A 24,306-nucleotide genomic window follows, 5' to 3' on the forward strand; every position below is an offset into this window, starting at 1 on the left:
AACAAATCCCGGCGAAGGAAGACGGAGCCACACGGTTTCGCGACCTGGCCCCCCGATCGATTGCGGATCAGCCAAGCTTTGCTCTAGGCACGTGGTGCCGTCCGGGACCTCAGCCCGGATGGCACGCCTCGACAAGCGACTCCGATCACCATGAAACGGCCGGGGTCTGGGCTGAAGCCTGTCCTCATCTGCCATCCCGGTCCCTCGCCCGGACCCAGAAGACCAACCTTATGGACGCCCGCAATCCTCTGGACCAGGATGAGGCCCGCGCCGCATCCGCGCGCCGGCGCCGCACGCCCTGGCCCCTGATCGTCCTCGTGCTGATCGCGGTCGCGGGCGGCCTGGCGCTGGCCGTCTCGGACCGCGCCCGCGAGGCCGTCTCGGGCGTCGTCGCCGGGCTGTTCGGATCGGGCAACCCGGATGCGGGGATCGAGGCCGAGAAGGCCGGGACGGTGGAGCGGGTGTTCCGGCCGAGCAAGGAACAGCGCGCCGCGTTCGAGATCCTGCCTGTGGCGACTCAGATGTTCCGCCCGGAGGGCTCCGCGGAGGGGCGCATCGCGCTCAACGACGATGACAACGTGCCGGTGGTCTCGCCCTACGCGGGTCGGGTGACCAAGGTGCTGGCCCGGGCGGGCGACGACGTGAAGGCCGGCGACGTGCTGCTGACGCTGGAGGCCACCGACATGGTCCAAGCGCAGAACGACTATCAGGCCGCCCTGAACAATCTCCAGAAGCAGCAGGCCCTGCTGAAGCTCGACCAGACCATCGCGGCGCGCCAGCAGGAACTGTTCCAGGCCCACGCGGTGGCGCTGAAGGACTACCAGTCGGCGCAGAACGACGTCATCGCCGCGCAGAGCGACCTGAAGACCGCGGAGGCGTCCCTCGACGCCGTGCGGAACCGGCTGCGGCTTTTGGGCAAGTCCGACGCCGAGATCGTCGCCTACGAGAAGAACGGCCGGCTCAGCCCCGAGACCCAGATCCGGGCGCCGATCGCCGGCACGATCGTCCAGCGCAAGGTCGGCACCGGGCAGTTCCTCTCCGCCTCCAGCGACCCGGTCTTCGTGATCGGCGACCTGTCCACGGTGTGGCTCGTCGCCAACGTGCGCGAGAGCGAGATCCCGAAGATCCGCATCGGCCAGGAGGTCGAGGCGAAGGTGGCGGGCTTCGGGGCGCGGGTGTTCAAGGCGCGGGTCAACTACATGGCCGCGAGCCTGGACCCGGCCACGCGGCGGCTCGCGGTCCGCAGCGAGGTCGACAATCCCGACCGGGTGCTGCGCCCGGAGATGTTCGCCACCTACACGATCATCACCGGCAAGGGCGAGCCGAGCCCGAGCGTGCCGGTCGCCGCGATCGTGTACGAGGGCGACCGTACCCATGTGTGGGTGGCCCGCCAGGACGGCGCCGTGGAGGCGCGCGACATCAAGCTCGGCGTGATCAACGGCGACAACGCGCAGGTCGTCGACGGCCTGCATGCGGGCGATCAGATCGTGACCCGGGGGGCCCTGTTCATCGACCGGGCGGCCTCCGGCGACAAGGCGTCCTGAGCGGGAACCCGGGCGATGAACAGCCTGATCGTCTTCTCGCTGCGCCAGCGCGTGCTGGTCGTGCTGCTGTTCGTGGTGATGCTCGGAATCGGCTACGGCGCCTATACGCAGCTCAACATCGAGGCCTATCCCGACCCGGTGCCGCCGCTGGTCGACGTGATCACCCAGAACCCGGGCCAATCCGCCGACGAGATCGAGCGCTACATCACCATTCCCCTGGAGGTGGCGCTCGCCGGCATCCCCAACGCCCAGGTGGTGCGGACGATCTCGCTGTTCGGCCTGTCCGACGTGAAGGTCCAGTTCAACTACGAGTACACGTACGAACAGGCGCTGCAGCGGGTGCTCAATCGCCTGTCGCAGGCCCCGCCCCTGCCCAACGGCGCCACGCCGCAGATCTCGCCGACGAGCCCGGTGGGCGAGATCATGCGCTACAAGCTGGTCGGCCCGGCGGGCTACTCGCCCATGGACATGAAGACCCTGCAGGACTGGGTGCTGCAGCGGCGGTTCAAGGCGATCCCGGGCGTCACCGACGTGACCGCGTTCGGCGGCAAGGCCAAGGAATACGAGGTCGCGGTCGACCTGAACCGCCTCCAGGCCCAGGGCCTGACCCTGGTCCAGCTGACCACGGCGCTGAACAACGCCTCGATCAACGTCGGCGGGCAGACCCTGAATGTCGGCCAGCAATCCGCGGTGGTGCGCGGCATCGGCCTGATCCGCGACATGGACGACATCCGGGACACGATGATCAGCCTCGTCAACGGCACGCCGGTGCTGGTGCGGGACGTGGCGGAGGTACGCGTGTCGAACGCCCCGCGGCTCGGCATCGTCGGCCACGACGACCAGTCCGACGTGGTCGAGGGCATCGTCCTGATGAGCCGCGGCGGCCAGAGCCTGCCGACGCTGCAGCGGGTCGAGGCGGAGATCGACAAGATCAACGCCTCGACGATCCTGCCGCCCGACGTGAAGATCGAGCGGATCTACGACCGGTCGGGGCTGATCCACACCACGACCCATACGGTGATGCACAACCTCGTCTTCGGGGTGGTGCTGGTGTTCATCGTGCAGTGGTTGTTCCTCGGGTCGCTCACCAGCGCGATCATCGTGGCGGCCACGATCCCGTTCGCCCTGGGCTTCGCGATCCTGATCCTGGTGGTGCGGGGCGATTCGGCCAACCTCCTGTCGCTCGGCGCGATCGATTTCGGCCTGATCGTCGACGCGACGGTGATCATGGTCGAGAACGTGTTCCGGCACCTCGCCGAGCCCGAGCATTCCGAGGGTCAGAAGGCGCCAGGGGGGCTCGAAGGCCGGCTCGGCATCATCGCGATCGCCGGCGTCGAGGTGAACCGGGCGATCTTCTTCTCGGCGATCATCATCATCGTCGGCTTCCTGCCGCTGTTCACGATGAGCGGGGTCGAGGGCCACATCTTCGGGCCGATGGCCAAGACCTACGCCTACGCGCTGGTCGGCGGCCTGCTGGCGACGTTCACGGTCTCGCCGGCCCTCTCGGCGCTCATCCTGCCGAAGAAGCTCGAGGAGCGCGACACCCTGATCGTGCGGGTCCTGCGGGCCGGGCACGAGCGCATCCTGGCCTTCGGCCTCAAGAACCGGGTGCTGGCGCTCTCGGTGATGCTGGTGGTGCTGCTGGCCTCGGGGCTGGCCGCCCGGAACCTCGGCCTGGAATTCCTGCCCCGCCTCGAAGAGGGCAACCTCTACGTGCGCGGCACCATGCCGTCCTCGATCTCGCTGGAGGCCGGCAACGACTACGTCCAGCGCCTGCGCAAGATCTTCCAGGAGGTCCCGGAGGTCGTCACGGTGATCTCGCACCAGGGCCGGCCCAACGACGGCACCGACGCCACCGGGTTCTTCAACGTCGAGATCCTGGCGCCGCTCAAGCCGATCGACCAATGGCGCAAGGGCCTCGACAAGGACAGCTTGATCCACGACCTGAGCAAGAAGCTCGACGCCGAGTTTCCGGGGATCGAGTTCAACTTCTCGCAATATATTGAGGACAACGTCCAGGAGGCGGCCTCGGGCGTGAAAGGCGAGAACTCGGTCAAGATCTATGGCAGCGACCTCGCCCAGCTCACCAAGACCGCCAACGCGGTCAAGGCGGCGCTGGCCTCCGTGCCCGGCATCAGCGACCTGGCGGTGTTCGAATCGCTGGGCCAGCCGACCGTGCGGATCGACGTCGACCGCCACAAGGCGGCCCGCTACGGCCTCTCGATCGGCGACGTGAACACCACGATCCAGGCGGCGATCGGCGGCCAGACCGCGGGCGACCTCTACGAGTACGGCTCCGACCGGCACTTCTCCATGCGGGTGCGGCTGGCCAAGGAATACCGCTCGTCGCTGGCCGGGATCCGCAACATCGCGGTGGGCGCCCAGAATCCCAACGGCGGCGTGATCCAGGTGCCGCTCTCCGAGATCGCCGATGTCGACCTCGTCTCGGGCGCCTCGTTCATCTACCGCGAGGACCAGGAGCGCTACATCCCGGTGAAGTTCTCGGTGCGCGGGCGCGACCTCGGCAGCGCGGTGATCGAGGCGCAGCGCAAGGTCGCCGAGGCGGTGGACCTGCCGCCGGGCTACCGGATGGAGTGGGTCGGGCAGTTCACCAACCTGAAGGACGCCGCGACCCGCCTCAGCCTGGTCGTGCCGGTCACCCTGGTGCTGATCGCGCTGCTACTGTTCATCAACTTCTCGTCCGTGGCGGACATGCTGCTGACCCTGTCGGTGATCCCGATGGCGATGATCGGCGGCATCTTTGCGCTGGCACTGACCGGCACGCCGTTCTCGATCTCGGCGGCGATCGGCTTCATCGCGCTGTTCGGCATCTCGACCATGGAGGGCGTGATCCTCTTGGCCTACTACAACCAGCTGCTCGACGAGGGCTGGCAGCGCAAGGACGCGGTGTGGAACGCCGCGATCGTGCGGATGCGCCCGGTGATGATGACCTGCGTGGCCGCCTGCGTCGGCCTTCTGCCGGCGGCGATCTCCACGGGCATCGGCTCGCAGGTGCAGAAGCCCCTGGCCCTGGTGGTGGTCGGCGGCATCATCCTGGCGCCCAACCTGATCCTGGTGGTGGTGCCGGTGCTGATCTCGCTGTTCTCGCGGCGGCACCCGAATCCGAACGGGCGGGCCGTGACCGGGCACCGGGTGGCGGCATGAGCCGGGCGAGAGCGACGCGTGCCGGGCATCGTCACGTGGCCCGGGCGCCACAGCGCGGCTCCGGCGCACAGGATCGCGGCACCGTCGGATTGACTTGGTCGTCCGCCGGGACGCTCTACCGAGGGAGGGGTTTCGGGGGCATGATGGTGGCGTTGGCGCCGAATCGGTGCGGTCGTGCGGCCATCATGCTGGCGGCGGCCGTGTCCCTATCGGCTTTGTCCCTGTCGGCTTGTGCGGTCGGCCCGAACTTCGTGCCGCCCGAGGCGCCCCCGGTGGGCCGCTACACCAAGGAGCCGCTCCAGAATCCCTCGGCCGCCGACAACATCCGCACCCGACAGGGCGGATCGGCGGACCAGAGCTTCGTCTCCGGCGCCGACATCCCCGGGCAGTGGTGGACGCTGTTCCACTCCAAGGCGCTGAACCAGCTGGTCGAGCAGGCGTTGGCGAACAACCCGAATCTAGAGGCCGCGCAGGCGTCGCTGCGGATCGCGCAGCAGAACGTGCTGGCCCAGAAGGGCACGCTCTATCCAAGCCTGTCCGCGACCCCGCAGGCCCAAGGCGTCCTGGCACCGGGCCTCGACCTGCAATCGCCGCTCAACAACGAGTCTCGGTACCTCTACAGCCTGTACACGCCGCAGGCCGTGGTCTCGTACAATCCCGACGTGTTCGGCGGGAACCGCCGGCAGATCGAATCGCTTGAGGCGACCACCGAGAACCAGCGCTTCCAGCTGGAGGCGGCCTATCTCAGCCTCACCGGCAACGTCGTCGCCGCCGCCATCCAGGAGGCGGCGCTGCGGGCGCAGATCGACGCCACCCGCAAGGTTATCCAGGCACAGACCGAGGTGCTGCAGCTGTTCAACAAGCAGCTCTCGCTGGGCCAGATCGCCGGAGCCGACGTGGTCCAGCAGCAGGCCGCCCTGGCCCTGTCGCAGCAATTGCTGCCGCCGCTGGAGAAGCAGCTGGCGCAGCAGCGCAACCTCCTCACGGCGCTGGCCGGGCGCCTGCCCTCCAACGAGATCGCGGAGACCTTCCAGCTCTCGGCCCTGCGGCTCCCGACAAGGCTCCCGGTCAGCCTGCCCTCACGCCTCGTGCAGCAGCGCCCCGACGTGAAGGCGGCCGAGGCCCTGGTGCAGCAGGCGAGTGCCAGCGTCGGCGTCGCCGTGGCCAACCGCCTGCCGCAATTCAGCCTGACCGCCACGGGCGGTTCCAGCGCCGTGCGGCTCGCCCAGGTCGCCAATCCCGGGGCGGCGTTCTTCACGATCATCGGCCAGGCGACGGCGCCGATCTTCGACGCCGGCACCCTGTTCCGGCGCCAGCGGGCAGCCGAGGAGACGCTGACCCAGGCACAGGCGCAGTACAAGGCGACGGTGATCACCGCGTTCCAGAACGTCGCCGACGCCCTGCGGGCGCTCCAGGCCGACGCCAAGGCGGTGGCCGCCGCCGATGCCGCGGTGAGCGCGACCAACCAGAGCCTCGGGCTGATCCGCAAGCAATACACGGCCGGCGCCGTCACCTCGACCCAGGTGCTGATCGCCCAGCAGGGCTACCTCTCGGCGCTGGTCACCTCGGCGGCCGCCCGCGCCACCCAGTACGGCGACAGCGCGGCGTTGTTCGTGGCGCTCGGCGGCGGCTGGTGGAACCGCAACGACGTGGCCCCGCCCCCGCCCGAGACCGACCCCCTGAAGTTCCTGTAAGGCGCGCCCTCGGGCCTCACACATCCATCGCGATGGCGTCCTGCAGCATCTGGTCGGCGGCGCTCATGACCTTCGTGTTGGCCGTGTAGGCCTGCTGGGTCTCGATCATCTTGGAGAACTGGTCCGAGATGCCGGCATTCGACTGCTCCACCGACCCGGCCGCGATGGTCGCGCCCGCGAACCCGAAGCTTGGCGCGCCGGACTGGCCGTTGGCCACGTAGGTGCCGCCGTCGAGCGAGGTCAGAGTGTCCTGGCCCCCGAACTGCGCCAGCGTCAGCGACCCGAGCGGCACCGTGCCGCCGTCCGCGCCCGTACCGGTGAGGGTGCCCGCGGGCGAGACCGTGAGGCTCGCCAGGGTGTCGGTCCCGGTTGGAACCTGCACGGGCGCGGTCGCCGCCGGGCCGGCGAACAGGTAATAGCCCGCGCCGTTGACGAGATAGCCGTTCGCATCCGGGTCGAAATCGCCGCGGCGGGTATAGCCGGTCTCGCCGGTGAAGCTCGGACTCTGCGGCGTGCCGGTGTTCGACCGGACCACGAAATAGCCGTTGCCCGAGATGGCGAGGTTGGTCGTGACCCCGGTGGACTGGATCGTGCCCTGGAGCCCCAGGGTGTCGCGCGTACTGGTCGCGACGCCGCCGCTCGACTGCGCCTTTGCGGTGGTCTGGGCCAGCATGTCGGCGAAACTCGTCTCAGTGGTCTTGTATCCCGCAGTCTGGGTGTTGGCGATGTTCCCGGAGATGTTGTTGAGCGCCAGGGATTGCGCCGAGGCGCCGGACACCGAATTCGAGAGCGCGTCGAACAAGCCCATCGGGGTCCCCCTTCGCGAGACCGGCGCGGAAGCGGATCCCAGGGCGTTCTTGCCCGCGGCATGGTTAAGCCGCCGTGTGTCAGCGAATGTTGCTGCCTGCGCCGGGCCAAGCGCCCCGATTCACGCGCCGATCACGCTCACGACGATCTCCCGCCGATGCGGCCGGTCGCGGTGCTCGATCAGGTAGATCCCCTGCCAGGTGCCCAGGGCCAGACGGCCCTCGACCAGCGGGATGCTCAAGGCCGAATCGGTGACCAGCGTGCGGATATGGGCCGGCATGTCGTCCGGTCCCTCGGAACCGTGGACGTAGGGGGCGCCGCGCGGCGCGAAGCCGTCGAGGGCCGTCATCAGGTCGGTCTGCACGTCCGGGTCGGCATTCTCCTGAATGGTGAGAGAAGCGGAGGTGTGCCGGCAGAAGACCGTGACGAGCCCGTCCCGGATCCCGCTGCCGCGCACGAACTCCGCGACCGCGCCGGTGAAATCCGTGAACCCCTGCCCCGGGGTCGCGATGGTCAGGCGGCCGCTCGCATGGCGCTCCACCGCGACGGAGGCCAGCGGCTCGACCGGACCGATTGTCCCCTGCTTCATGTCCCCGACTCCATCAACGCTGCCCCGGGCGCGATCTCGCGCTCGCCGCGGGCCAGGATCCGCTCCAGCACGTCGATCCGGTCGGCCTCGGCGGCGGGCTTGTCCCACCGGATCCGGCTGACCCGGGGGAAGCGCATCGCCACGCCGGACTTGTGCCGGGTCGAGCGCTGGACGCCCTCGAAGGCGATTTCCAAAACGAGCCCGGCCTCATGCCCGTGGGTGACCTCGCGAACCGGGCCGAACCGCTTGGTGGTGTTGTTGCGGACGTAGCGGTCGAGCTTGGCGAGTTCCGCGTCCGTGAAGCCGTGATAGGCCTTGCCCACCGGCACCAGCTCGTCCCCGCCCTCGGGGGCCTCCCGCCAGACCCCGAACGTGTAGTCCGAGTAGAACGACGAACGCTTCCCGTGGCCGCGCTGTGCGTACATCATCACGGCATCGACGACATGGGGCTCGCGCTTCCACTTCCACCAAGGGCCTTTCGGGCGGCCCGGCAGGTAGGGGCTGTTCAGGCGCTTGAGCATCACGCCCTCGATCGCGTCCGCGTCCTCGCCGGCTCCCACCGCGGCCGGATCGGCCCGGGCGGCGGCGAGGGCCTCCCAATCCGCGAACGGCACCAGGGGCGAGATGTCGATCCGCGCGTGGTCGAGGCGGGTGACCAGGGCGTCCAGCTTCTCCCGCCGGGTCGCGAACGGGTCGGCCCGCAGATCCTCGCCGTCCAGCGTCAGGAGGTCGTAGGCCCGGACATGGGCGGGGAACTCCTCCAGGAGCTTGGCCGTGACGGCCTTGCGGTTCAGGCGCTGCTGCAGGACGTTGAAGCTCTGGACCCGGCGCTCGCGCAGGATCAGCAGCTCGCCGTCGAGCGTCCCCGTGAAGCCGATCGCCTCGGCGAGGTCGGGGAACGCACCGGTGATGTCCTCGCCGGTGCGGGAATAGACCTTCGCGACCTGCACGCCCGCCTGGTCGCGCCCGCCGACGAGCTGGACGCGGATGCCGTCCCACTTCCACTCGGCCGAGAACGCTTCCGGCTCGAGCTTCTCGAAATCGCTCTCCTCCTCGATCGGATGCGACAGCATCGGCGGCCGGAACGGGGCCGGATTCAAGGTCTCGGGGCGCTCGGCCCGACCCTCGACCCAGGCGAACAGGCTCTCAAACGGTGGCGTGAGGCCATGCCAGACCTCCTCCACCGCATCCGCCTCATGGCCACCCAACGCGCCCACCGCGGTCTTGGCGAGCCGGGTCGAGACGCCGACCCGCAGATTTCCGGTGACGAGCTTCAGGAGAGCCCAGCGCCCGGTCTCGTCGAGGGCGTCGAGCCACTCGGCGAGGTGGCGGGGCAGGTCTTTCTTCGGGATGGTCGCCAGGGTCTCCACCACCTCGGCGAGGGTCGGAACGTGGGGCGGTGGGTTGTTGTGTCCGAGTCCGGGCTCACGCGGCGCCACCGGCCCCGGCCAGATCAGCGCCGTGGTCTCGGCCAGATCGCCGACGTAGTTGTGCGACAGCCGGAACAGGACCGGGTCAATGCGCGCCTCCACCAGGCCGCGGATCAGCGCCGGCTTGGCCTCGCGGAAATTCAGCGTGCCGGTCATGGCCCCGAGCGCGTAGCCGCGCTCGGGGTCGGGCGTGCGGGCGAAGAAGTCCTGGAGCAGACGCAGCTTGGCGTTGCGGCGCGGCTCATAGGCGAGGCGGTCGAGGAGGTGGGCGAAGTCGTTCACGCGGCCACCTCCGGCTCGGCGACGCCTGCGGGGACCGGCTCCGCCTCACCGTCGTCCCCGTAGCCCAGCATGTGCAGCGGCTTGGCCTTGATCCCTTGCGTCCCGCACCAATGGACCAGCGCATCCTCCTGCCCGTGAGTGACCCAGACCTCCCCGGCGCCGGTGTCCCGGATCGTGCGGCACAGGTCCGGCCAGTCGGAATGGTCGGAGATGACCAGCGGCAGCTCGACGCCCTTCTGGCGCGAGCGGGCGCGAACCCGCATCCAGCCGGACGCGAAGCAGGTCACCGGGTCGGGAAACTTGCGCGACCACAGGTCCTGCATCGCGCTGGGCGGACAGATCACGATGGCCCTGTGCAGATCCTTGCGGTCGGCGGCCACGACCTTCGGGGTCTCGCCCAGGGGGATGCCCTCGCGCTTGTACAGCTCGGTCAGCTTCTCCATCGCGCCATGCAGGTGGATCGGCCGGTCCCAGCCCTCCTCGCGCAGCAGTGCCATCACCCGCTGCGCCTTGCCGAGCGCGTAGGCGCCGACGATGTGGGCGCGCTCCGGGAATAGGGCCACGGAAGCCATCAGCTTGCGGACCTCGTCCCGCGTATCGGGATGCGTGAAGACCGGCAGGCCGAAGGTCGCCTCGGTGATGAACACGTCGCAGGGCACCACCTCGAACGGCAGGCAGGTCGGGTCCGGCGCCCGCTTGTAGTCGCCCGAAACCACGACGCGGACGCCGTCCCGTTCGATGGCGATCTGCGCCGAGCCGAGCACGTGGCCGGCGGGGGCGTAGCGCACCGTGACGTCGCCGACGCGCAGGGCCTCGCCGAGCCGGGCCTCCTGGCGCTGGCGGCAGAAATCCTCGCCGTAGCGCACCGCCATGATCCGCAAGGTCTCGGGCGTCGCCAGCACGTGTCCGTGGCCGGCCCGGGCATGGTCGGCATGGCCGTGGGTGATCAGCGCGCGCTCGACCGGCCAGGTCGGATCGACGTGGAAGCCGCCGAGCGGACAGTAGAGGCCCTCGCGGGTCAGGGTGAGGAGATCGCTCGCGCGTGTCGGCATCGGGCCCGCTGCTGCCGGTGGAGTCCGCCGGTGGCCCCGGTATATAGGCGCCTCCGACCCGGCAGACGCATGGCCACGCAACACAGTTCCGGTGACCTCCTCGCCGACCGCCGCTATCGCTACGCCGAGGCCTGCCTGGCGGATGGCGACCATGCCGGGGCGGCCGACCTCGCCGAGCAGGCGCTGGAGATCGCACCCCGCTACGCGCCGGCCTGGCTGGTGCTGGGCCGCTCCCGGGAGGGGCTGGCCGTCCGGGGCGACGACCCGGCCCTGCGAGCGGCCGCGACCCGGGCCTATGCCTGTGCCCTCGACATCGACCCCGACGATACCCTCGGCGTGCGGGCGCACCTCGTCCGCCTGGGGGAAGGCGGCGACCTGCCGGCCCTGTCGCCGGCCTATGTCCGGGCCCTGTTCGACGGCTACGCCCCGCGTTTCGAGCGCCACCTGGTGGACGGGCTGGGCTATATCGGCCCCCAACTGGTCCACGACGCCCTGCCGCCGGAGCCGGAGCGGTTCGATGTGGCGCTCGACCTCGGCTGCGGCACAGGCCTGATGGGCGCGGCGATCCGCGACCGGGTCGGGCACCTCACCGGGGTCGATCTCTCGCCCGGCATGCTGGCGCTGGCGCGGACCAAGATGCAGAACGGCCAGCCGCTCTACGACCGCGTGGCCGAGGGCGACCTGGCCGCCTTCCTGGGGGCCGAGCCGTCGGAATCCGCCGACCTCTGCCTGGCGGCGGACGTGCTGATCTACGTGGCGGATCTCGCGCCTGTGTTGAAGCAGGTCGCCCGCGTCCTTCGGCCCGGGGGCCTGGCCGCCTTCACGGTGCAGTCTCATGACGGCGACGACGGCGTCCTGGGGGCGGACGGGCGCTACGCCCACGCCGACGCCCACGTCACCGCGGCGGCCTCCGGTGCGGGCCTGGAGGTCTTACGGCTGCACGAAGCCGATGTGCGGCGCGAAGGCGGCCGGCCGGTGCAGGGCCGAGTCGTCGTGCTGCACCGCACACGCCGATGATTCCCCCGGCATGAAACTGCTTGGCTGTTCGTCCATTGTCTGTCGGCCGCATGACCTGCGGCGATGGGATCGGGGATTGGCATGGCGGATTTCGGCGGCAGGGACGATGGGCGCGCACCGGAGCGCAAGCCCGACCTGCCAGCGGACCGGTCCTTCCCAGCGGATCCCCGGACGCGCATCTCCTTCGCCATCGCGCTGGCGTTGCTGGCGGGTTGCGCCGATTCCATCGGCTTCCTGGAATTCTCGCAGCTGTTCATGTCGTTCATGTCGGGCAACACGACCCGATTCGGCGTGGCGGTTTCCAACGGCGACTGGGAGAACGTCACCCGCGTCGCCAGCACGATCAGCCTGTTCTGCTTCGGCGCCTTCCTGGGCACGCTGATCGCCGCCTGGGTCGGGCGCTGGCGGCTGGCCGTCCTGCTGACGCTCCAGGCTTTGCTGCTCGCGGGCGGACTGCTGATGCCCTGGGGCACCTTCGCTTATCCGCTGCACGCCTACCCGATCGTGCTGGCTCTGGGCCTGCAGAACGCGACGCTTCAGGATGAAGGCGGCCGCTCACTGGCACTGACCTACGTGACCGGCGCGGTGGTGCGGTTCGGGACGGGCTGCGCCAACCTGCTCCTCGGCACGGTGGCCCCGTCGTTCTGGATCCAGGCGCCGCTCTGGGCCGGTCTCAGCACCGGCGCCGTGCTGGGCGGCCTGCTCGATCTCCGCTACGGCGAATCCGCCTTCCTGTTCCCCGCCGGCCTCGCGGCCATCCTGGCGCTGATCGCGATCGCGCTCACCATCGCCAAGCCGGGAAGCACCCTGGTCGCCGGCTCGTCGCCCGCCCCCGACGCGAGCCCGAAGGCGGAGGTGATCGACGCGATCCACTAGATCGCTCGCCGCGGAGGTCGCGGCTCGCTCGGCGTGAGCGAGCCCGGCACGTCAAGGACGTGAAGCCGCCCCAGCCGCTCAGCCTGACCGGCAGCGGGCCGGCTCAGCCCTCGGAATCCCGATAGCTGCCGCGCCCCTGCTTGACCACGGCACGGCTCTTCTTGGCGCCGATGCGCCGCTCCTTCGAGCCCTTGGTTGGCTTCGTCGCGCGACGGATGGGCGGCGGCGGCTTAGCCGCCTCGGTCACGAGATCGACCAGCCGTTGCAGCACGTCGGCCCGATTGCGCTCCTGGGTCCTGTGCCGCTGCCCGGACAGGATCAAAACGCCATCCTTGGTCAGGCGCCGGCCGGCGAGCTTGTACAGGTTGGCCTTGACCCGCTCGTCGACCGAGGGGGAGGCCAGGACCGACCAGCGCAACTGGACCGCGGTCTCGACCTTGTTGACGTTCTGTCCGCCCGCCCCGGAGGCACGCATGAAGGACAGCTCGATCTCGTCGTCCGCGATGGCGATCCGTGCGTTCACCCGCAGGGACATGATGAACTCCGGTACGAGACTGGCATATGGCAGCGGCCTGTGTGCCAGCGCACCCGTGCACGTGGGAAACCGGTGATCTCTCGGATGCGCACCGGAACCACGGTCGCCATATCCCTCGTACCGTCTTATCGACCGCGCCGGACCGGCGACACCGGGCTTCAGCCGGCCTCGGCCGGGGTCCGGACGCGCAACGCCAGGGCGTGCAGGCCACGCCCGAAAGCCTCGTCCATGAGCGCGTTGACCAAGCGGTGCCGCTCCACACGGCTCTTGCCCTCGAACGCCGATGCGACGATGTCGAGCCGGTAATGGGTCTCGCCCCCGGGCCGCGCGCCGGAATGGCCCGCATGCAGGTGCGATTCGTCGATCACATCGAGGTGCGCCGGCGCGAGTTCCGCGCGCAGCTTCGCCTCCATCCAGCCCCGAAGGGTGCCGTCCTCACCAGTCCCGTCCGTCATCCTGCCCTCACCTCACGTCGCCGGCATCCGTCAAGCCCGATCCCACGCATGCGTCATCAGGCCCGGTGCCCTTGTGTCTCCGGTTTGCCCCCTCATAATCGGCCCGTCATGGATCTCAACTCGCGCCTGTTCGACAGCATCCGGATCAGGAAACCGTCTTGCGACGAGCCGAAGCCCGCGGCCGAGGCCCTGTGCGAGAGCCCGGGCTGCACCCGGCCGGGCCCGCACCGCGCCCCGAAGGGCCGGAAGGCGGAAGGCCAGTACTGGCGGTTCTGCATCGATCACGTCCGCGCCTACAACGCGAGCTATAACTACTTCGACGGCATGAACGATGCCGCCGTCCAAGCCTACCAGAAGGACGCGATCATCGGGCACCGCCCGACCTGGGCGATGGGCGTGAACCCCGCGGGTCAGGGCAAGCCGGCCGAGGAGCCGACCCGGGACTGGGCCTACGTCGATCCGCTCGGCATCCTGCGCGGCGCGGGCGTCGGCGACGGACGTCGGCGCAACAGCCAGCCGGAGCCGGAGAAACCCCGCCGCACAGCCACGGTACGCCGCGCCCTCGACGTCATGGGCCTCGAGGAGGGGGCGGACGGGCCGGCCATCAAGGCGCAGTACAAGGCGCTGGTGAAGCGCTTCCACCCTGACGCCAATGGCGGCGACCGCTCGTTCGAGGAGCGTCTGCGCGACATCATCCGCGCCCATGACGTCTTGCGCGCCGCCGGACTCTGCTGACAGCGGCACGAACGATGCAATCCTGAGCGCCGTGAGGCCGCAAGGCATCCCCTTCGACGGTGATCGCTCTAGGATAAGGCAAATTGCCGGGCGGGACCCTATATGGGGTTCATGCCGGTTGGTGGCGCCGCACCGCGCCGCCGTTTAAGGATTGAGTCCGCCCCGCGGCGGATGCCCGGCTCGACGTTCTTCCGCGCGGATGCTCCCTTCCTTCGGGCCGGAGCCGCCGCGCCTCACGAGGTTCCGAATGCTCTCTGACGACACGCCCGCCGCGCTGCCCGATCGCACCGTCTCCGTCCGCGAGGTCTTCGGCATCGACCTCGACCTCAAGGTCCCGGCCTATGCCGAGCCCGAGGAGCATGTCCCCGATCTCGATCCGGACTACATCTTCGACCGGGAGACGACGCTGGCTATCCTGGCCGGCTTCGCGCGCAACCGCCGCGTGATGGTCACGGGCTACCACGGCACCGGCAAGTCGACCCATATCGAGCAGGTCGCGGCCCGGCTGAATTGGCCCTGCATCCGGATCAACCTCGACAGCCACGTCTCGCGCATCGACCTCGTCGGCAAGGACGCGATCGTGCTCAAGGACGGCAAGCAGGTCACCGCCTTCCAGGATGGCATCCTGCCCTGGGCGCTCCAGAACAACGTCGCCCTGGTGTTCGACGAGTACGATGCCGGCCGCCCGGACGTGATGTTCGTGATCCAGCGCGTGCTGGAGTTGTCGGGCCGGCTGACGCTGCTGGACCAGAAGCGCGTGATCCGCCCGCACCCGGCCTTCCGGCTGTTCGCCACGGCCAACACGGTCGGGCTCGGCGACACCTCGGGCCTCTATCACGGCACCCAGCAGATCAATCAGGGCCAAATGGATCGCTGGTCCATCGTGACCACGCTGAACTACCTGCCGCACGACCGCGAGGTCGACATCGTGCTCTCGAAGGCGCTGCACTACCGCAGCGACCAGGGCCGGGACATCGTTAACCGGATGGTGCGCGTGGCGGACCTGACCCGCAACGCCTTCATGAACGGCGACCTCTCGACCGTCATGAGCCCGCGCACGGTGATCACCTGGGCCGAGAACGCCGACATCTTCAAGGATGTGGGCTTCGCGTTCCGGGTGACCTTCCTGAACAAGTGCGACGAACTGGAGCGGACCCTCGTGGCCGAGTTCTACCAGCGGGCCTTCGGCAAGGAGCTGCCCGAGAGTGCGATGAACGTCGCCTTGAGCTGAACCGCATGGGGGACACGATGGCGCATCCGGCATGGACACGCGAAGACGCTTCGGCGGCTTCGCATGCCAAGGGTCGGGCGTGCCATGCGGACGATATCTTCATCTGGTTTCAGGGGCGGGTCGCACTGCTCCGTTCCGGCCAAGTGGACGTACTCGACCTCGACGACGTCGCCGAGGCGTTGCGTGAGGTTGGCTTGGAACAATCCGATAAGCTCGAGAGCGCGATCGAGGTATCGTTGGCCCACGTGCCCAAATGGGGCCATGGACCCGAAAAGCGCAGCTTAAGTTGGTCGCGCACGATCGCCGAGCAGCGGATGCGGATCAACACGCAGTTGCACAGGAACTCGGGCCTTGAGTCGCGCATCGTCGAGGCTGTCGCTGATCGCTATCGGCTTGGTCAGCTCCGGGCCGCGCGCACGATGAAGCGCTCGCTCGAAACACTGCCCGCGGAGTGTCCCTACAACGGGGACGCCATCGTGAATCGCCCCTTCGAATTCGAGGCCGACCGGTAGCCCCGCATGTCCATCTCCAACCGCAAGCCCGGCGAGCGCCGCGAATCCGTGGCCGAGCCCCTGAAGCGCTCGGTGGCCGGGTGCCTGCGCGCCATCGCCCGCCGGTCGGAAGTCGAGGTCACCTACGCCACCGACCGGCCGGCGCTCACCGGTGACAAGGCCCGCCTGCCAGAGCCACCCCGCAAGCTCTCGGCGCAGGACGTGGCGGTGCTACGCGGTAATGCCGACGCCATGGCGCTGCGGCTCGGCTGCCACGACATCGCCGTGCACCGCAGGCTCGCTCCCGAGAACGCCGCCGCCCGCGCGGTCTACGACGCGGTCGAGCAGGCCCGCGTCGAGGCGATCGGGTCACGGCGGATGACCGGTGTCGCCAGCAACCTCACCGCGATGCTGGAGGACCGCTACCATCGCGGCGGCAAGTACGAGACCATCACGGACAGGGCCGACGCGCCGATGGAGGACGCCGTCGCCCTGATGGTGCGCGAGCGCCTCACCGGGCAGCAGCCCCCCGAGGCGGCCGCCAAGATCGTCGAGCTGTGGCGTTCGCATATCGAGGCCAAGGCCGGCCCCAACCTCGATGGCCTGATCGGGTCGATCGAGGACCAGCGCAAGTTCGCCCGTTCGGTGCGTGACCTGCTGACCTCCCTCGACATGTCGGACGAGACGCCGTTCGACTCCGAGGATGACGAGAACGACGACGAGAACGACGCCCAGGACGACGAGCAGAACCCGAGCGAGGGCGATTCCGAGGAGAAGAGCCAGGGCGAGCGTGCCGAGATCGAGACCTCGGAGGAAGCCTCCGACGAGATCGAGGAGGGCGCTCAGGAATCCGCCGACGCGCCGTCCGGCGAATTACCCGACGAGGCCGAGGATGCGGAATCCGAGGAAGCCTCGGAGGCATCGAAGCCGCCCCAGCGCCAGGGTAACGAGGCCCGCGGGCCGGAATACCGCGTGTTCAACCCCCGCTTCGACGAGATCATTCACGCCGAGGAGCTGTGCGACGCCGAGGAGCTGTCGCGTCTGCGCAGCTACCTCGACAAGCAGCTCTCGCACCTGCAGGGCGTCGTCGGCCGCCTCGCCAACCGGCTGCAACGCCGCCTCCTGGCGCAGCAGAACCGGGCCTGGGACTTCGACCTCGAGGAGGGCCAGCTGGATCCGGTGCGGCTCGTCCGCGTCGTCATCGATCCCTACCAGCCGCTCTCCTTTAAGCAGGAGAAGGACACCAACTTCCGCGACACCGTGGTCACGCTCCTCCTCGACAATTCGGGGTCGATGCGCGGGCGTCCGATCACCGTGGCTGCAACCTGCGCCGACATCCTGGCGCGGACGCTGGAGCGCTGCGGCGTCAAGGTCGAGATCCTGGGCTTCACGACCCGGGCCTGGAAGGGTGGCCAAAGCCGCGAGGCCTGGCTCGCCGCCGGCAAGCCGCCGAACGCCGGCCGCCTGAACGACCTGCGCCACATCGTCTACAAGTCCGCGGACGCGCCGTGGCGTCGGGCCCGCAAGAATCTCGGGCTGATGATGCGCGAGGGTCTCCTGAAGGAGAACATCGACGGCGAGGCCCTGGACTGGGCGCATAAGCGCCTGCTCGGCCGCCCCGAGCAGCGCAAGATCCTGATGGTGATTTCGGACGGCGCGCCGGTCGACGACTCGACCCTGTCGGTCAATGCCGGCAACTACCTGGAGCGGCACCTGCGCTGGATGATCGAGGAGATCGAGACCCGTTCGCCGGTGGAGCTTCTGGCCATCGGTATCGGCCACGACGTGACCCGCTACTATCGTCGGGCCGTGACGATCATCGACGCCGAGGAGCTGGGCGGCGCCATGACCGAGAAGCTCGCCGAGCTGTTCGAGGAGAACGGATCGCCGGCCCCGGTAGGCCGGGCCCTGCGTGCGGCCGGCGGACGGCGTTGACGGGAGGGCGTCGGGGTAAAGCCCCGACTCCACGGCCATCTCGTCTGGCCGTGTTTGGATTCCGGGACGGGGTAACGGACTTTCGGCTTCCGACCGGCGCCACGGGGTCCGGTAGGTTCGATCGGTAACAGCGATGTTGGCGCGGGGCGCGCCGGCGACGAGGCCGTGGCGATAGAATCTTGGGTCTGGCGTCGTCAGCGCGCGACGAGGTCGTCGGGTCCGGACAGAGGTGTGGCCGCAAAATGCGTCAGCTGTTCGGGAGCAAGGCGAATCGGCATGGCCCTCAGCTCATCGAACGGGCGAGCGGCGCGAAATGCAGGCCCCCCGCGATGCGGTTCCAGGCGTTGATGTTGGCGATCGCGACGGTCAGGAGCAGCATCTCGTCCCGGCTGAACAACGGCGATTGTTCGGCCATGGGTGCCGCCCCATCGGCCATGCGCGTGAGATGCTCGGCCCAGGCCAGGGCGGCGCGCTCACGCGGAGAGAAGACCGGACTGTCGCGCCAGACCGCAACCAGATCGAGGGTGTGCTCGGCAAGGCCGAGCCGGCGGGCCGTGTCGAGATGGAAGCCGACGCAGAACGCGCATCCATTAATCTGCGACACGCGGATCTTCACGATCTCGCTGAGGCGCTTGTCGAGACCCGCCTCATCGACGGCCTTGCCGAGGGCGAGAAGCGCGGCGTGAGCCGCCGGTAACCCGGTCCTGAACAGGTCGTACGAAAAGCCCGCGTCGTCAGACGGTTCGACATCGAACATCGTGCGCCCTCCCACCATTCGCGCTAAAATCAGAGCACGAACAACATATCAGAAGTCTGATAAGCGCCAAGAGGCTGGGTCATGGGTGAGCTGCCGCAGGCAGGCGAAGGCAAGCGCGGCCTCGATGGGCATCTAGGCTACCTCTTGCGGCAGGCGGCCCACGCACACAGGCAACGTGTCGAGCAGCGGTTGAGCGGCATCTGCCTGACGCTGCCGCAGTTTTCCGTCCTGACGATCTTGGCTGCTTATCCAGGCCATAGCAGCGCGGATCTCGCCCGCCTCGCACTCGTGACGCCGCAGACCATGAGCGTCATCGTTGCGAATCTGCTGAAGGCCGGCCTCGTCGTACGAGAGCGGCACCGGGTCCACGGCCGCATCCAGACCCTGACGCTGACCGCGGCCGGTGAGGCGATGCTCGAAGCTGCCAAGCGGCACGTCTACGCGCTGGAGGCCGAGATGCTGAACGACCTTACGCCCACGCAGCAGACGGAGATCCGCCAATGGCTGACACGAATTGCGCGGGCACCCGGATAGGCGATGACGCCCCCGCGCAGGCAAGCATAAACCGCCGCGGCATGGCCTGCCGCGGCGGTTTATGTCGTCCGATCGGTGAAAGGCGCAGCGCGCCCGAAATTAGGCCGCGACGGCCGTGGTCTCGGCGAGCTTCTTGTGGATCTCGCGCTTCAGCAGGCGGGCGGTCTGCGACAGGTCGCCCTCGCCGGCCTTAACCAGGAAGGCGTCGAGGCCTCCGCGGTGCTCCACCGAGCGCAGAGCGTGCGCGGTGATGCGCAGACGCACCCGCTTGCCGAGCGCGTCCGACTGGAGCGTGACATTGCACAGGTTCGGCAGGAACCGGCACTTGGTCTTGTGGTTCGAGTGGCTCACGAGGTGGCCGACCTGAACGGCCTTGCCGGTGAGTTCGCAGCGGCGCGCCATGATGACTAAAATTCCCGTCTCGTTCCGCCTGAGAAGACCCGATCGCAAGCGGCGCGATCATCGTCGCAGCGGGCGGCGCCCGATACGTATTCCAGGTCCAGCGGAGTCCTGTTGAAGGCGCGAGCCTATAGGCGACCTGCACCCGTTGCGTCAAGCTCCGTACCGCCTGGACATGTCCGGGGCGGCCGCCCAACGGTCTGTTAACCACGAGGCCGGGATATAACAGGCATCTGCTCGAAGAAGGCCAGCGCCTCGCCTGCACCGAGCGTCGAGAGCCTGTCGTACGGGATCGTCCCGCGCGGCACCCTTGGCCCAAGTTCCCCTGGGATGCGATCCGGATCATGAGCGCCACGCCTGTCCGTCGGACGATCGAGCCGCTGACGATGCGCCTTCTCGGGACCGTGCTCGCCGTCGCGACGCTCGGTGCCCCGGCCGAAGCCGCCCGGCGCGCGAAGCGGAACGCCGCAGCCGCCCCCGCCACGGTGACGGTCGATTACAGCATCAACCTCGCGGGCCTGCCGATCGGCACCGCCCGGCTCGCCGGCAGCTTCGAGCGCGACCATTACCTGATGGACGTCTCCGCGACGCTGACCGGGCTGGTCGGGGCGATCACCGGCGGCAGGGGCTCGGCCCGGGCGTCAGGCACCTTCTCGGTGGCGCCGCAGCCCGGCGCGTTCTCGATCGCCACGCACACGGCGAGTTCCGGGATCGCGGTGCGCATGGCGCTGGCGCACGGCAACGTCGTGCAGGCCGAGATCACGCCCCCCCTCGTCGACATGCAGGACCGGGTGCCGATCACGGCCGACCACAAGCGCGGCATCATGGATCCGGTGAGCGCTCTGCTGATGCCAGCACAGGGCCGGGGCGAGTTGCTCGATCCAGCCAATTGCAACCGTAGCCTGCCGGTGTTCGACGGTGCGACACGATTCAACGTGGTGCTGAGCTACGCCGAGACCCGCCAGGTGCAGAAACCCGGTTATGCCGGCCCGGTTCTCGTCTGCACGGCCCGCTACCAGGCGGTGGCCGGCCACAGGCCGGATCGACCCGGGGTGAAGTTCATGGAGGACAACCGCGAGATGTCGGTCTGGCTCGCCCCGGTCGAAGGCACGCGGGCGCTCGTCCCGCTGCGCATCTCGGTGCTCACCACCATCGGTACCAACATCATCGAGGCGACGCGCTGGACCCAGGGCGCTGCCGCCGGGACGGCCGGGGCGAGCGTCGCGCAGGCGAGTTTGCCCGGGCAATAGCGCCAAACACCGCGATCCATCTTTGACCGGCGGCCTCTTTCCGGGCACCCCGTGCGCCCGCGGCAGAGAGGATGCAGAACCATGGCGAAGGGCTACATCATCGTCCGGATGACGGTCACCGATCCGGAGACCTACGCGGCGTATGCCGAGATGGCCTCCGCGGCGATGCGGCTTCACGGCGCCAGGCCCCTGGTGCGGGGCGGACGTAGCGAGGCGCTGGAGGGCGAGGCCCGGCCGCGCAACGTCGTGCTGGAATTCGATTCCTACGACGCCGCGCGGGCCTATTATTTCTCGCCGGAATACCAGGCGGCCAAGGCGAAACGCCTGCCCGCCGGTATCGGCGAGGTCGTGCTTGTCGAAGGTGCCGACTGAAGCTGCCCGCTCACGCGGCCAGGGGCGCCCGGTCGTAATGGGTCGCATAGGCGTTCTCCACCGCCGGGATGATCTCGACGATCGTGAACCACCGGTCCCAGAATGCCGTCTCGCGCAGGTCTTCGACCACGCATTCGTAGGCGTGGTGGTCGCTGGCCTCCCAGACCCAGAGGTCGGTGACGCGAGCCGTGTAGAATTCGGCGTCGTAGAAGCGCAGCGTCACGGAATCCGCGTGGCGGCGCAGGATCGGCTCGAACACCTCACGCAACCGGGCGAAGCGATCGTCGATCGACATCGCCAGCCATTCGGGCGAGGTCTTCACCAGCATGAAGACGGTGAGTTTGGGGTTGAAGGTCTGGTGGGGCATGCGTTCTTTCATTCCGCGGGTCGGTTGGGACGCGGCGATGATGCCCCCGGGCGGCTCAGCGGCGAACTCGCGTTCATGACCGCCCGGACGGCGCGCGGGCCGCTGCTCAAACCCCGGAAAAACCCGGAACAATCGCGGTCTGCCGAGACGGTGCGGACGATCCTCGAAGGCGCGGCTCGCGTTCTGGAGGAGCGCGGGCTGGCCGGCCACACGACCAATGCCGTGGCCGAGCGGGCCGGCGTCTCGATCGGCTCGGTCTACCAGTACTTTCCAGGCAAGGACGCGTTGACCGCAGCCCTTGTGGCGCGGGAGTCGGGCCTGTTCATCGCGGCGGTGCACGCCGCGGCTGAAGCGGCGACGCCGGAACTCGGACTGCGTCGGATCGTGCAGGCGGCCGTCGCCCATCAGATGTCCCGGCCACGTCTCGCGTTGCTGCTCGACCGCGAAGAGAACCGGCTCCAGCCGGCCGACAGCCTTGACGCGGTCCACCGGGCGATCTCGGACGCGTTCCTGACCCTGCTGGCACGCCTCGAACCCGGACCCGCCCGTCGCGATCGAGATTGCCGCGGGCGACCTGTTCGCGCTTGTGCAAGGCATGGTGGATGCCGCCGGGGAGCGGGGCGAGCAGGCCGGCGATGCGCTCGAACATCGGGTCCTGCGCGCGGTGTTCGGCTATTTAGGATTGCCCGCGGTGCTGCCGTAACCCGCGGGTCCGGCAGCGCCGCCTACGACCGTATCGCGCAGTACTTGAGATCGCGTGCGATCGAGCGCCATCGAATGTCATCGCGGTGGACGGACCGGTAAACCCCCGATCGGATGTTACCGACCACGGCCAACAAACCCCGGCGCCTGTTGCGCGAGATGTAAACCCGCTTGCGCTGCTCGAGCTGATGAAGTGCCCGTTGGAAAAAATCGATCGCTTTCCCGCGGTCGAAAAGCGGAAAGGTGACCTCGGTCTCAGTTGGGAGATTGCGGATCACTTCGACCATATCGGCGGTCGCAGAGATATAATCGTCGAATTCTTTGATTGGGTCGTAGCCTCTCGTTTTTTTACTGCGTCGGCCATCGCCAAATAGATTTGTCGAATGTTGGCGGTACGTCACGAGCGGCTTATCGAACTCGGCAGTCTCGCCCACGACTTGGCCGAGAAAAACGATCCATCTGTCGTGTGCAATCTTTTCTTTGGGGACTATGAAGTCGCGGAATCGGCCTTCGATATTGGCTAGGCTCAACAATTCCCGACGAAACACGATGGAGAAGCCGAAGAATGTCAGCCAGGGATCGTAGCTCAGCGGCGGCTTCACTCCCGTGCGCTCGATGCCCTGAGTAAATTTTACCAGCTTACCAGTTGCTTGATCGAGACTTGAAGCGGCGTGAACGATCAACGAAATATTCTTGTTGTCAAAATGGTGCGCTGCGCAAGCAAGTTTCTCCAGATCCCAAATATCATCCTAGTCACAGAAGGCTACGAAGTCCCCTTTGGCCGACAACGCCGCCATCAGAAAATTGTCGCGAAATCCGAGATTGCTGTCGTTGACCTTGATTTTGATGGCCACCGCCGAACGAGCCGCAATCGACCTGACGATGTCTAGCGTTTCGTCGCTCGACCCGTCATCGGCGACGATAATCTCAATCGGCTTGATGGTTTGATTGATGACGCTTTCAAGCTGCTCGCGGATAAACGCCGAGCCGTTATAGGTGGCTATAACGACCGAAACAGTTTTTCCTGCAGTACCCATTCCGGCCGGCCTCGACATCTTAGATTTTAGAATTCAAAGCTCGATCCACCTATGAACCCAGCACACTCGCCACAGAACGAGAAATATAGCGTTTCATTAATAGAGCACGCCCGTCTAAAGCGGAAGCGCGTATAATTCCGGCAGCGCTTGCGCGCTCCGGTGGCTCTGGCAGGCCTTCATTCGAACAAATTGCGGATAAAATTCTGTCGTATTTGTATAATGAGCCCTATGCTCACCATTGGCCGCTCGGCGGCATCTATTCAATCGATAATCTATGCATGTCGGAAGGGTGTGCCACTCTTTTCCGCGGTTCGATCAAGGCGCGGAAATGTCAGCCGCGGCATTCACGATTTGCGCACGGATCGTTCCCATTTCGCATAGCGCCCTGTTTATCGACATCGGCGCGCGAAGCCGAATAGGATGAAATTTCATCGTAAAGTCACAGCTCAGATGGCGCTATTGAGAACTCATGTCACACTTAATACCTGCATATCTCGGGACTATAATTATAAATTTGAAAATATTTATCGATAAAATCAGCCTGCTCGGACCTGATCATTTGATCGTAGTGGCTGGTGCATTGCCGGTTAGCCCCTATGGCTTTTACGGCTTGGCTGTTCCTTGCCGGGCGTCTCGAATCTGCCCGCGCTTCGGCTGGGCGACCTGGCGTGTCCGGCCTGGAATCCGTGAGTTCCCGTCCCCGAGTGAATCAGTTGCAGCCTTCGAAACGCGGCTGAGGATTGTGGTCTGGCGTTTCGAGGGCGTTCCAGGATGGGTGGGATTGTGCGGCCTGCTAACCGGCTGGCCGCCGCACACGAATTGTTTTGATGTTCCCACGATGATCGGCCCATGGCCCTACACCGCTTTCAAGTCACCCTGATTGTCGGGGCCGTGGCCCTCGTCGGACCGGCGGCGGCCCAGCCCCTGAGCGCCGGATCAGGCGATCCCGGCTGCGGCGGCGATGCCTTCTCGTCGGCGCAGGTGATCGAGCACCGGCCGCCGCGGCATGGCCCATTGGTCTCCGTTCCCGACACCCTCTGCGCGGACGTC

23 protein-coding genes and 1 pseudogene are annotated in these 24,306 nt (G+C 67.8%); 13 read left to right on the forward strand and 11 right to left on the reverse strand.

Translation table 11 applies throughout. The features are described from left to right. Positions 1-230: 230 nt before the first annotated feature. From FV242_RS11685 to FV242_RS11695, 3 genes are all read left to right on the forward strand, one after another. Positions 231-1,544, forward strand: coding sequence for an efflux RND transporter periplasmic adaptor subunit (locus tag FV242_RS11685; protein ID WP_147906331.1), 1,314 nt, complete (start codon positions 231-233; stop codon positions 1,542-1,544). Between the two features lie 15 nt (positions 1,545-1,559). Beyond that, a complete protein-coding gene (locus tag FV242_RS11690; protein WP_147939038.1) occupies positions 1,560-4,709 on the forward strand; it encodes an efflux RND transporter permease subunit in 3,150 nt (1,049 codons plus the stop codon). A 143-nt stretch (positions 4,710-4,852) separates the two neighbouring features. Next, on the forward strand, positions 4,853-6,403 hold the full coding sequence (locus tag FV242_RS11695) for an efflux transporter outer membrane subunit (protein WP_147939063.1): 1,551 nt from the start codon (positions 4,853-4,855) through the stop codon (positions 6,401-6,403). Between the two features lie 16 nt (positions 6,404-6,419). Here the strand turns inward: FV242_RS11695 and FV242_RS11700 are convergent, their stop codons facing one another. The 4 genes from FV242_RS11700 to FV242_RS11715 form a co-directional block, all read right to left on the reverse strand. Beyond that, a complete protein-coding gene (locus tag FV242_RS11700) occupies positions 6,420-7,211 on the reverse strand; it encodes a flagellar hook basal-body protein (RefSeq protein WP_147939039.1) in 792 nt (263 codons plus the stop codon). A 120-nt stretch (positions 7,212-7,331) separates the two neighbouring features. Then, positions 7,332-7,799 carry a secondary thiamine-phosphate synthase enzyme YjbQ gene (locus FV242_RS11705; protein ID WP_147939040.1) on the reverse strand — a complete coding sequence of 156 codons (468 nt, stop codon included), beginning with the start codon at positions 7,797-7,799 and terminating at the stop codon, positions 7,332-7,334. After that, positions 7,796-9,511: a cisplatin damage response ATP-dependent DNA ligase gene (locus tag FV242_RS11710; RefSeq protein ID WP_147939041.1), complete on the reverse strand. Its 1,716-nt coding sequence runs from the start codon at positions 9,509-9,511 to the stop codon at positions 7,796-7,798. The genes FV242_RS11705 and FV242_RS11710 overlap by 4 nt, the downstream gene beginning before the upstream one ends. Then, positions 9,508-10,563, reverse strand: a complete 1,056-nt coding sequence (locus FV242_RS11715; protein WP_147939042.1) for a ligase-associated DNA damage response exonuclease — start codon at positions 10,561-10,563, stop codon at positions 9,508-9,510. The genes FV242_RS11710 and FV242_RS11715 overlap by 4 nt, the downstream gene beginning before the upstream one ends. Positions 10,564-10,632: 69 nt before the next feature. Between FV242_RS11715 and FV242_RS11720 the strand changes: the two genes are divergently transcribed. Then, a complete protein-coding gene (locus FV242_RS11720; protein WP_147939043.1) occupies positions 10,633-11,580 on the forward strand; it encodes a class I SAM-dependent methyltransferase in 948 nt (315 codons plus the stop codon). Positions 11,581-11,661: 81 nt separating this feature from the next. Beyond that, entirely contained in the window at positions 11,662-12,456 is a 795-nt protein-coding gene (locus FV242_RS11725) for a YoaK family protein (protein ID WP_147906324.1), read from the forward strand. A 103-nt stretch (positions 12,457-12,559) separates the two neighbouring features. On the opposite strand, the gene arfB is transcribed toward FV242_RS11725, so the two are convergent. Further along, on the reverse strand, positions 12,560-12,991 hold the full coding sequence (arfB, locus tag FV242_RS11730) for an alternative ribosome rescue aminoacyl-tRNA hydrolase ArfB (RefSeq protein ID WP_147939044.1): 432 nt from the start codon (positions 12,989-12,991) through the stop codon (positions 12,560-12,562). A 158-nt stretch (positions 12,992-13,149) separates the two neighbouring features. Beyond that, positions 13,150-13,446: a BolA family transcriptional regulator gene (locus tag FV242_RS11735; protein ID WP_147906322.1), complete on the reverse strand. Its 297-nt coding sequence runs from the start codon at positions 13,444-13,446 to the stop codon at positions 13,150-13,152. Between the two features lie 108 nt (positions 13,447-13,554). Here FV242_RS11735 and FV242_RS11740 point away from each other — a divergent pair, with 108 nt between their 5' ends. From FV242_RS11740 to cobT, 4 genes are all read left to right on the forward strand, one after another. Beyond that, positions 13,555-14,181: a J domain-containing protein gene (locus tag FV242_RS11740; RefSeq protein ID WP_147906321.1), complete on the forward strand. Its 627-nt coding sequence runs from the start codon at positions 13,555-13,557 to the stop codon at positions 14,179-14,181. 247 nt (positions 14,182-14,428) lie between these two features. Next, on the forward strand, positions 14,429-15,412 hold the full coding sequence (cobS, locus tag FV242_RS11745; protein WP_147939045.1) for a cobaltochelatase subunit CobS: 984 nt from the start codon (positions 14,429-14,431) through the stop codon (positions 15,410-15,412). Between the two features lie 5 nt (positions 15,413-15,417). Beyond that, on the forward strand, positions 15,418-15,924 hold the full coding sequence (locus tag FV242_RS11750; RefSeq protein ID WP_246692674.1) for a DUF29 domain-containing protein: 507 nt from the start codon (positions 15,418-15,420) through the stop codon (positions 15,922-15,924). Between the two features lie 6 nt (positions 15,925-15,930). Then, entirely contained in the window at positions 15,931-17,838 is a 1,908-nt protein-coding gene (gene cobT / locus FV242_RS11755; RefSeq protein ID WP_147939046.1) for a cobaltochelatase subunit CobT, read from the forward strand. Between the two features lie 283 nt (positions 17,839-18,121). Here the strand turns inward: cobT and FV242_RS11760 are convergent, their stop codons facing one another. After that, a complete protein-coding gene (locus tag FV242_RS11760) occupies positions 18,122-18,595 on the reverse strand; it encodes a carboxymuconolactone decarboxylase family protein (protein WP_147939047.1) in 474 nt (157 codons plus the stop codon). 81 nt (positions 18,596-18,676) lie between these two features. Between FV242_RS11760 and FV242_RS11765 the strand changes: the two genes are divergently transcribed. Beyond that, complete coding sequence (locus FV242_RS11765) at positions 18,677-19,129, forward strand: MarR family winged helix-turn-helix transcriptional regulator (protein WP_147939048.1); 453 nt, start codon at positions 18,677-18,679, stop codon at positions 19,127-19,129. Positions 19,130-19,228: 99 nt separating this feature from the next. On the opposite strand, the gene rpmB is transcribed toward FV242_RS11765, so the two are convergent. Beyond that, positions 19,229-19,531 (reverse strand): 50S ribosomal protein L28, encoded by a 303-nt coding sequence (rpmB, locus tag FV242_RS11770; protein WP_147853769.1) that lies wholly within the window; start codon positions 19,529-19,531, stop codon positions 19,229-19,231. 383 nt (positions 19,532-19,914) lie between these two features. On the opposite strand from rpmB, the gene FV242_RS11775 reads away from it, so the two are divergent. Both FV242_RS11775 and FV242_RS11780 read left to right on the forward strand, forming a co-directional pair. Beyond that, the gene (locus tag FV242_RS11775) at positions 19,915-20,778 is read left to right on the forward strand and encodes a DUF3108 domain-containing protein (protein WP_147939065.1); all 864 of its coding nucleotides are present in this window, start codon (positions 19,915-19,917) and stop codon (positions 20,776-20,778) included. 81 nt (positions 20,779-20,859) lie between these two features. Further along, positions 20,860-21,150 carry a DUF1330 domain-containing protein gene (locus tag FV242_RS11780; protein ID WP_147939049.1) on the forward strand — a complete coding sequence of 97 codons (291 nt, stop codon included), beginning with the start codon at positions 20,860-20,862 and terminating at the stop codon, positions 21,148-21,150. A gap of 10 nt (positions 21,151-21,160) precedes the next feature. Here the strand turns inward: FV242_RS11780 and FV242_RS11785 are convergent, their stop codons facing one another. Beyond that, positions 21,161-21,529 (reverse strand): darcynin family protein, encoded by a 369-nt coding sequence (locus tag FV242_RS11785; protein WP_306440303.1) that lies wholly within the window; start codon positions 21,527-21,529, stop codon positions 21,161-21,163. Between the two features lie 63 nt (positions 21,530-21,592). Here FV242_RS11785 and FV242_RS35425 point away from each other — a divergent pair. Then, positions 21,593-21,757: pseudogene (locus FV242_RS35425) on the forward strand (TetR family transcriptional regulator); the annotation flags it as partial. Between the two features lie 485 nt (positions 21,758-22,242). On the opposite strand, the gene FV242_RS11795 reads toward FV242_RS35425, so the two are convergent. Together FV242_RS11795 and FV242_RS35430 are read right to left on the reverse strand one after the other, a co-directional pair. After that, complete coding sequence (locus FV242_RS11795) at positions 22,243-22,902, reverse strand: family 2 glycosyl transferase (RefSeq protein WP_246692675.1); 660 nt, start codon at positions 22,900-22,902, stop codon at positions 22,243-22,245. A 66-nt stretch (positions 22,903-22,968) separates the two neighbouring features. Next, a complete protein-coding gene (locus FV242_RS35430; protein WP_246692676.1) occupies positions 22,969-23,256 on the reverse strand; it encodes a glycosyltransferase in 288 nt (95 codons plus the stop codon). Between the last annotated feature and the right edge of the window lie 1,050 nt (positions 23,257-24,306).

Source organism: Methylobacterium sp. WL64 (assembly GCF_008039945.1).
Taxonomy (GTDB): domain Bacteria; phylum Pseudomonadota; class Alphaproteobacteria; order Rhizobiales; family Beijerinckiaceae; genus Methylobacterium.

Coding starts and splice junctions, on each gene's coding strand:
- FV242_RS11685 (WP_147906331.1), top strand. CDS start 231: ATGGACGCCCGCAATCCTCTGGACCAGGATGAGGCCCGCGCCGCATCC.
- FV242_RS11690 (WP_147939038.1), top strand. CDS start 1,560: ATGAACAGCCTGATCGTCTTCTCGCTGCGCCAGCGCGTGCTGGTCGTG.
- FV242_RS11695 (WP_147939063.1), top strand. CDS start 4,853: ATGGTGGCGTTGGCGCCGAATCGGTGCGGTCGTGCGGCCATCATGCTG.
- FV242_RS11700 (WP_147939039.1), bottom strand. CDS start 7,211: ATGGGCTTGTTCGACGCGCTCTCGAATTCGGTGTCCGGCGCCTCGGCG.
- FV242_RS11705 (WP_147939040.1), bottom strand. CDS start 7,799: ATGAAGCAGGGGACAATCGGTCCGGTCGAGCCGCTGGCCTCCGTCGCG.
- FV242_RS11715 (WP_147939042.1), bottom strand. CDS start 10,563: ATGCCGACACGCGCGAGCGATCTCCTCACCCTGACCCGCGAGGGCCTC.
- FV242_RS11720 (WP_147939043.1), top strand. CDS start 10,633: ATGGCCACGCAACACAGTTCCGGTGACCTCCTCGCCGACCGCCGCTAT.
- FV242_RS11725 (WP_147906324.1), top strand. CDS start 11,662: ATGGCGGATTTCGGCGGCAGGGACGATGGGCGCGCACCGGAGCGCAAG.
- arfB (WP_147939044.1), bottom strand. CDS start 12,991: ATGTCCCTGCGGGTGAACGCACGGATCGCCATCGCGGACGACGAGATC.
- FV242_RS11735 (WP_147906322.1), bottom strand. CDS start 13,446: ATGACGGACGGGACTGGTGAGGACGGCACCCTTCGGGGCTGGATGGAG.
- FV242_RS11740 (WP_147906321.1), top strand. CDS start 13,555: ATGGATCTCAACTCGCGCCTGTTCGACAGCATCCGGATCAGGAAACCG.
- cobS (WP_147939045.1), top strand. CDS start 14,429: ATGCTCTCTGACGACACGCCCGCCGCGCTGCCCGATCGCACCGTCTCC.
- FV242_RS11750 (WP_246692674.1), top strand. CDS start 15,418: ATGGGGGACACGATGGCGCATCCGGCATGGACACGCGAAGACGCTTCG.
- cobT (WP_147939046.1), top strand. CDS start 15,931: ATGTCCATCTCCAACCGCAAGCCCGGCGAGCGCCGCGAATCCGTGGCC.
- FV242_RS11760 (WP_147939047.1), bottom strand. CDS start 18,595: ATGTTCGATGTCGAACCGTCTGACGACGCGGGCTTTTCGTACGACCTG.
- FV242_RS11765 (WP_147939048.1), top strand. CDS start 18,677: ATGGGTGAGCTGCCGCAGGCAGGCGAAGGCAAGCGCGGCCTCGATGGG.
- rpmB (WP_147853769.1), bottom strand. CDS start 19,531: ATGGCGCGCCGCTGCGAACTCACCGGCAAGGCCGTTCAGGTCGGCCAC.
- FV242_RS11775 (WP_147939065.1), top strand. CDS start 19,915: ATGCGCCTTCTCGGGACCGTGCTCGCCGTCGCGACGCTCGGTGCCCCG.
- FV242_RS11780 (WP_147939049.1), top strand. CDS start 20,860: ATGGCGAAGGGCTACATCATCGTCCGGATGACGGTCACCGATCCGGAG.
- FV242_RS11785 (WP_306440303.1), bottom strand. CDS start 21,529: ATGAAAGAACGCATGCCCCACCAGACCTTCAACCCCAAACTCACCGTC.
- FV242_RS35430 (WP_246692676.1), bottom strand. CDS start 23,256: ATGGGTACTGCAGGAAAAACTGTTTCGGTCGTTATAGCCACCTATAAC.